7 protein-coding genes are annotated in these 6,223 nt (G+C 58.9%); 3 read left to right on the top strand and 4 right to left on the bottom strand.

Translation table 11 applies throughout. The features are described from left to right. Nucleotides 1-71: 71 nt before the first annotated feature. The gene (fpr, locus tag WBB95_RS28015; protein WP_424490527.1) at nt 72-851 is read right to left on the bottom strand and encodes a ferredoxin-NADP reductase; all 780 of its coding nucleotides are present in this window, start codon (nt 849-851) and stop codon (nt 72-74) included. A 124-nt stretch (nt 852-975) separates the two neighbouring features. On the opposite strand from fpr, the gene WBB95_RS28010 reads away from it, so the two are divergent. Beyond that, entirely contained in the window at nt 976-1,902 is a 927-nt protein-coding gene (locus WBB95_RS28010; RefSeq protein WP_048720074.1) for a LysR family transcriptional regulator, read from the top strand. A gap of 3 nt (nt 1,903-1,905) precedes the next feature. Here WBB95_RS28010 and WBB95_RS28005 read toward each other — a convergent pair whose 3' ends face one another. From WBB95_RS28005 to WBB95_RS27995, 3 genes are all read right to left on the bottom strand, one after another. Continuing rightward, the gene (locus WBB95_RS28005; RefSeq protein WP_424490526.1) at nt 1,906-2,268 is read right to left on the bottom strand and encodes a diacylglycerol kinase; all 363 of its coding nucleotides are present in this window, start codon (nt 2,266-2,268) and stop codon (nt 1,906-1,908) included. A 75-nt stretch (nt 2,269-2,343) separates the two neighbouring features. Then, on the bottom strand, nt 2,344-2,994 hold the full coding sequence (gene erdR / locus WBB95_RS28000; protein WP_424490525.1) for a response regulator transcription factor ErdR: 651 nt from the start codon (nt 2,992-2,994) through the stop codon (nt 2,344-2,346). A 253-nt stretch (nt 2,995-3,247) separates the two neighbouring features. Beyond that, complete coding sequence (locus tag WBB95_RS27995) at nt 3,248-3,967, bottom strand: tRNA-uridine aminocarboxypropyltransferase (protein WP_424490524.1); 720 nt, start codon at nt 3,965-3,967, stop codon at nt 3,248-3,250. A 179-nt stretch (nt 3,968-4,146) separates the two neighbouring features. Between WBB95_RS27995 and WBB95_RS27990 the strand changes: the two genes are divergently transcribed. Both WBB95_RS27990 and WBB95_RS27985 read left to right on the top strand, forming a co-directional pair. Continuing rightward, nucleotides 4,147-4,587 (top strand): PA3611 family quorum-sensing-regulated virulence factor, encoded by a 441-nt coding sequence (locus tag WBB95_RS27990; RefSeq protein WP_424490523.1) that lies wholly within the window; start codon nt 4,147-4,149, stop codon nt 4,585-4,587. A 380-nt stretch (nt 4,588-4,967) separates the two neighbouring features. Then, nucleotides 4,968-6,080, top strand: coding sequence for a TIGR00730 family Rossman fold protein (locus tag WBB95_RS27985; RefSeq protein WP_424490522.1), 1,113 nt, complete (start codon nt 4,968-4,970; stop codon nt 6,078-6,080). Nucleotides 6,081-6,223 lie beyond the last annotated feature (143 nt).

Genomic DNA, 6,223 nt, shown 5'->3' with positions numbered 1-6,223 from the left:
ACCGAGGTGTCTGCATCGCAGGCAAGCCAGCTCCCACACAAGCCAGCTCCCACAATTTTTTGTAGCGGTGTTTATTTCTCGACGAACGCGCGCTCAATCAGGTAATCACCCGGCTCACGCATGCGTGGCGATACTTTCAGGCCGAAGCTGTTCAACACTTCGCTGGTCTCGTCCAACATGCTTGGGCTGCCGCACAGCATGGCGCGGTCGTCCTCGGGGTTGATCGGTGGCAAGCCGATGTCGCTGAACAGCTTGCCGCTGCGCATCAGGTCGGTCAGGCGGCCTTCATTTTCGAACGGCTCGCGGGTCACGGTCGGGTAGTAGATCAACTTGTCACGCAGGGCCTCGCCGAAGAACTCGTTCTGCGGCAGGTGCTCGGTGATGAATTCGCGGTAGGCGACTTCGTTGACGTAACGCACGCCATGGCACAGGATCACTTTTTCGAAACGCTCGTAGGTTTCCGGGTCCTGGATCACGCTCATGAACGGCGCGAGACCAGTACCGGTGCTGAGCAGGTACAGGTGTTTGCCCGGCTTCAAATCGTCAAGCACCAGGGTGCCTGTCGGTTTTTTGCTGACGATGATCTCGTCGCCTTCCTTCAAGTGCTGCAATTGGGAAGTCAGCGGGCCATCAGGCACCTTGATGCTGAAGAACTCCAGATGCTCTTCCCAGTTCGGGCTGGCAATGGAGTAAGCGCGCATGAGCGGGCGGCCGTTGGGCTGTTGCAGGCCGATCATCACGAACTGACCGTTCTCGAAGCGCAAGCCCGGGTCGCGGGTGCACTTGAAGCTGAACAGAGTGTCGTTCCAGTGATGAACACTGAGGACACGCTCGTGGTTCATGTTGCTCATGTACGGGGAACTCCTGGAAATGGGTCTGCGCCAACTGTTGGATGCGCAATTGCACAGCATTCTAATGGCGGCGACAATATCTGTTAACTGGATTATTAAGATAAGGGTTATCGGTTATATCGATATGCGATTTACTCTCCGTCAACTGCAAGTCTTCGTCGCCGTCGCCCAGCAGGAAAGCGTCTCGCGCGCTGCTGGCCTTCTGGCCTTGTCTCAATCCGCCGCCAGCACCTCGATCACCGAGCTGGAGCGTCAATCCAGCTGCCAATTATTCGACCGCGCGGGCAAACGCTTGAGCCTCAACGCCCTCGGCCGTCAGCTGCTGCCCCAAGCCGTCGCACTGCTGGACCAGGCCAAGGAGATCGAGGACCTGCTCAACGGCAAGTCTGGCTTCGGCTCCCTCGCGGTGGGCGCCACCCTGACAATCGGCAACTACCTGGCGACCTTGCTGATCGGCAGCTTCATGCAGCAGCACCCCGAGAGCCAGGTGAAGCTGCATGTGCAGAACACTGCGCATATCGTGCATCAGGTGGCGCACTACGAAATTGACCTGGGTCTAATCGAAGGCGACTGCAGCCACCCGGACATTGAAGTGCAAACCTGGGTGGAAGATGAGTTGGTGGTGTTTTGTGCGCCCCAGCATCATTTGGCCAAGCGTGGCGTGGCGACAATGGACGAATTGACCCATGAGGCATGGATCCTGCGGGAACAAGGCTCGGGCACGCGCCTGACGTTTGACCAGGCCATGCGCCACCACCGCAGCGCGCTGAACATCCGCCTGGAGCTGGAACACACCGAGGCGATCAAGCGGGCCGTGGAATCCGGATTGGGGATTGGCTGCATTTCGCGGCTGGCGCTGCGTGACGCGTTTCGGCGTGGCAGCCTGGTGCCGGTGGAAACCCCGGACCTGGACCTGGCCCGGCAGTTTTACTTCATCTGGCATAAACAGAAGTACCAGACCTCGGCGATGCGCGAGTTTCTGGAACTGTGCCGCGCCTTCACCGCAGGGGTTCAGCGCAGCGACGAGATCGTGCTGCCGAGCATTGCCTGAGGGTTAGATCAGAATCACGGCCCACACCAGGGCAATCATGGTCAGCGCAACAAATTGCGCAGCGCTGCCCATGTCCTTGGCGTTTTTCGACAGCGGGTGGAGGTCCAGGGAAATACGGTCAATGGCCGCTTCCACGGCCGAGTTGAGTAACTCGACGATCAAGGCCAGCAGGCACACGGCGATCAGCAAGGCACGTTCGACCCGGCTGACGTGCAGGAAAAAACTCAGCGGGATCAGGATGACGTTCAGCAATACCAGTTGACGAAATGCCGCCTCGCCAGTGAAGGCTGCGCGCAGGCCATCCAGGGAATAGCCCCCTGCGTTAAAGATACGTTTGATACCGGTTTGACCCTTGAAAGGCGACATAGAAGTAGGCAACTGAACCAAAGAAGTGGGGAAACTAGTTCACGCAAAGTCAAAAAAGCGTGAATCGGATAAAGCTTAATGCTGCGAAATTGACTCAAGTTGTTGCAAGAGCAGCGCCGCCTGCGTGCGCGTACGTACACCCAACTTGCGGAAAATCGCCGTCACGTGGGCCTTGATGGTCGCTTCCGAAACGCTTAGTTCGTAGGCAATCTGCTTGTTCAACAAACCTTCGCAGACCATGGTCAACACCCGGAACTGCTGGGGCGTGAGGCTGGCAAGCCCATCACGGGCGGCCTTGGCTTCCTCGGACACGTTGATTTCTTCAAACGCCTGCGGCGGCCAAGACACATCGCCATCGAGCACCATGCGCACGGCTTTCTGAATATCTTCCATGCTGCTGGACTTGGGAATGAAGCCGCTGGCGCCAAACTCCTTAGAGCGCACCACCACGTCGGCCTCTTCCTGGGCGGAAACCATCACAACGGGGATCTGCGGGTATTGACCACGCAACAGCACCAGGCCCGAAAAACCGTAGGCTCCAGGCATGTTCAGGTCGAGCAATACCAGGTCCCAGTCGGATTTTTCGGTGAGGCGGGCTTCCAGCTCGGCAATGCTGGCCACTTCGACCAGGCGCACGTCGGGGCCAAGGCCCAGGGTTACGGCCTGATGCAGCGCGCTGCGAAACAGCGGGTGGTCATCGGCTATCAGGATGTCGTATGTGGCCATTGATTAAATGATCCTGTTTTTTTTATGGCAGCCCTGATGGGTTCAGGGTTCACCAATACACAAGGCAACAGCCAGGCAGCCATCGCCACAGGGCATGCTCAGCGTCAAAACACCTGCAACGACGCTGAAAATTCACGGTTACGCCCCAATCGGCGCCCAGCATGCCCAGCGTAGCCTGAGGGGTCAAGCACTACGCCCGCGGGCATTTTAGCGGGGGACAGGGTTGCGGTGCCATCATGCAAACGTCGTCTGGCTATACCGTCGGGATATAAGGTGCGAGACGCGTATGAACGTCATCCATCAGGTCCAGCGGCATCTGGAACTTGGCAGCCAGGTAATGGGTACTGAAAACGTCCAGGTAGGCGTCCAGCACTTCGCTGGCAGCCTGATCATCGGCCAATTCCAGGCACAGCGCCGCGACTTCGGCGGTACAGAAATGATCATCGCGCTTGGAGCGGCGCAGTTTGTAGCGCGACAGCTGTTCCGGCGCCAGGCTCAGGACCGGCAAGTGTTCCAGGTACGGGCTTTTGCGAAACATCTTGCGCGCTTCGCTCCAGGTGCCATCCAACAGGATGAACAGCGGGCGCTTGCCCTCCTCCACGCTCACTTCACTGACCACGCGCTCAGGTGCGACGAATTCGCCCGGGAACACGATATAAGGCTGCCATTGTGGGTCAGCCAGCAAGGTCAGCAACTCGGGGTCGACTTCGGTACGTGACCAGGCGAATGCGGTGGTGTCGTCAATCACATCGGCGATCAACCAGCCGGTGTTGCTGGGCTTCATGGGCTCGACATCATGCATCAGCAAACACATCGCGGAGCGCGCCGGCACCTTGGGGCGCCAGGCGCACAGGCAGTACTCAGGAATCACCCGGCAGCCGGGGCAGCGCTCGGCGCGCGAACCACGGTTGAGGAAAGGCCGGACGGCCCGCGCCAGGCGCCGGGTACGCAAGCGGGAAACGGCGTGGCTCATCGGGCGCACCGTGAGCAGGGGTCAATCGACACAGGGGAAACTCGAAGAAGGCTTAAGTGGCCGCAGTTTACCAGCGATACGCCTGGCTGTAGTGGCGAAGGGTCACCTATAATTGCGCGCCACTGAACGCACAGCGCAGTGGCTGGTCTATGCACCAGTAACCGAATCAGGAGAGTTTCATGCTGCGTTCCATGCTGCGCCTTGTTGCCCCATCCGTCGCACTTGCGCTGGTCTTGCCCGTGAGCGCCCACGCGGCCTCGTTGCTGGAGGCCCAAATGAACCGCAAGCTACAAAGCGTCGCGGCTGAAAGCAACAAGGACCTGCCCCGGGAAATCGATGAAAAAACCCTGGAAGTGGCCTACACCGTTGAAGGCATGCAACTGATCGATCACCTGAGCGTGCAGCCGGACCGTGCAGAACAGATGCGCGCCAACCCAAAAGCCGTGTATTTCCAACTGGGTCAAAGCGTATGCCTGAACAAGGGCTACCGCGAGTTAATGGCCAAGGGCGCGGTGATGCGCTACGACATCACTGAGAACAAGACCAACCGCTCCGTCGCGTCGGTCAAGTTCGTAGAAGCCGATTGCCCGGCCCCCGCTGCGGCGAAGAAGAAAAAGTAACACCCGCTCGATCCTCGCGCGCTGCTGTCCAGTGGCGCGCGCATCCCCTCGTTACATTTGCCTGCCGATAAACGAACTGCGTGATGTGTGACCAATAACCGGTTGCCAGCCATGGGTTTTTCGGCTCATGATCAAGTCATCCCGGCAGCCCAACCACAGCGTTTTCCACGCCGTTCTGTAACATTTTCAGGGCAAAAGAGGGTTGCCCTCCTGCGACTTGCAGTGCAAAGGTTTCCAAATCACAAGGAACATACAGAGCCCGCTTTGCCGCCTGGCGAACACCGTGCAACGCCTTCAGGCATGCAGCGACACATGCAGTGTCGTGGCCTCGGACGAATCTCTCGCCGGCGGCCCAGTCTCTGTGAAGAAGGAGAAGTTGAATGCCTTACGAATCGAATGACCACCTGCTTCGTCATTTTGAACAAAACGGGACTGACCTCACGCAGCAGGTCGACGCCCAACTCCAGCTGATCGCTCCCAACAGCCCGAACATCCCCCTTTATCGCGACATGATCCTCACCGTGCTGCGCATGGCCCAGGACGACCGTAACCGCTGGAATGCCAAGATCACCCTGCAGGCAATTCGCGAACTGGATAACGCCTTCCGCGTGCTGGAACAGTTCAAGGACAGGCGCAAGGTGACGGTATTCGGCTCGGCGCGCACGCCGGTCGAAAGTCCTTTGTATGCCTTGGCCCGGGAAGTCGGTGCCGCGCTGGCAAAATCCGACCTGATGGTGATCACCGGCGGCGGCGGCGGCATCATGGCGGCGGCGCATGAAGGCGCAGGCCTGGAACACAGCCTCGGGTTCAACATCACGCTGCCGTTTGAGCAACACGCCAACCCGACCATCGATGGCACCGAGAACCTGCTGTCCTTCCACTTCTTCTTTACCCGCAAGCTGTTCTTCGTCAAGGAAGCCGACGCACTGGTACTGTGCCCAGGTGGTTTCGGCACCCTGGATGAAGCACTGGAAGTACTGACCCTGATCCAGACCGGCAAAAGCCCACTGGTACCGGTGGTATTGCTGGATGCGCCGGGCGGTGGTTTCTGGCAGGGCGCCCTGGACTTTATCCGCAGCCAGCTGGAAGCCAACCGCTACATCTTGCCTACCGACCTCAAGCTGATTCGCTTGGTGTACAGCGCAGAAGAAGCGGTGGACGAGATCAACCAGTTCTACGCCAACTTCCACTCCACGCGCTGGCTGAAACGCGAGTTTGTGGTGCGCATGCATCACCCGCTCAGTGAGCGCGCGCTGGCTCATTTGCAGGAAGAATTTGCCAGCTTGCGGGTGAGTGGCGCGTTCCAACAGCTCTCCTACACAGGTGAAGACCATGACGAGCCAAGGTTCAGCCATTTGACGCGGTTGGTGTTCAACTTCAACGGGCGCGATCAAGGGCGGCTGCGGGAGTTGGTGGACTACATCAACTTGCCGGAGAACTGGGCACAGGCTCAGGGGAAGACGCAGCAACGGGTAGCGCCGGAGCCGGCTTGAGTTTTTTGAAGGCAAAAAAAAAGGCCCACTATTTTCATAGTGGGCCTTTTTTGTTGGGATTTGGCGGGTGGCGGGGCTGCTCCGCAGCCCAGCGCGGGGCAAGCCCGCTCACTACATAAGCCTGCTCACCCCATAAATAAGCG

Source organism: Pseudomonas sp., assembly GCF_049645325.1.
Classification (GTDB): domain Bacteria; phylum Pseudomonadota; class Gammaproteobacteria; order Pseudomonadales; family Pseudomonadaceae; genus Aquipseudomonas.
The sequence above is the reverse complement of the archived record's forward strand: the minus strand, read 5'-3'. Positions and strand labels throughout refer to the sequence as shown.

What these genes read in the sequence shown, in the direction of transcription:
- WBB95_RS27995 (WP_424490524.1), bottom strand. Translation starts at nt 3,967, where the DNA reads ATGAGCCACGCCGTTTCCCGCTTGCGTACCCGGCGCCTGGCGCGGGCC.
- WBB95_RS28005 (WP_424490526.1), bottom strand. Translation starts at nt 2,268, where the DNA reads ATGTCGCCTTTCAAGGGTCAAACCGGTATCAAACGTATCTTTAACGCA.
- fpr (WP_424490527.1), bottom strand. Translation starts at nt 851, where the DNA reads ATGAGCAACATGAACCACGAGCGTGTCCTCAGTGTTCATCACTGGAAC.
- erdR (WP_424490525.1), bottom strand. Translation starts at nt 2,994, where the DNA reads ATGGCCACATACGACATCCTGATAGCCGATGACCACCCGCTGTTTCGC.
- WBB95_RS27990 (WP_424490523.1), top strand. Translation starts at nt 4,147, where the DNA reads ATGCTGCGTTCCATGCTGCGCCTTGTTGCCCCATCCGTCGCACTTGCG.
- WBB95_RS28010 (WP_048720074.1), top strand. Translation starts at nt 976, where the DNA reads ATGCGATTTACTCTCCGTCAACTGCAAGTCTTCGTCGCCGTCGCCCAG.
- WBB95_RS27985 (WP_424490522.1), top strand. Translation starts at nt 4,968, where the DNA reads ATGCCTTACGAATCGAATGACCACCTGCTTCGTCATTTTGAACAAAAC.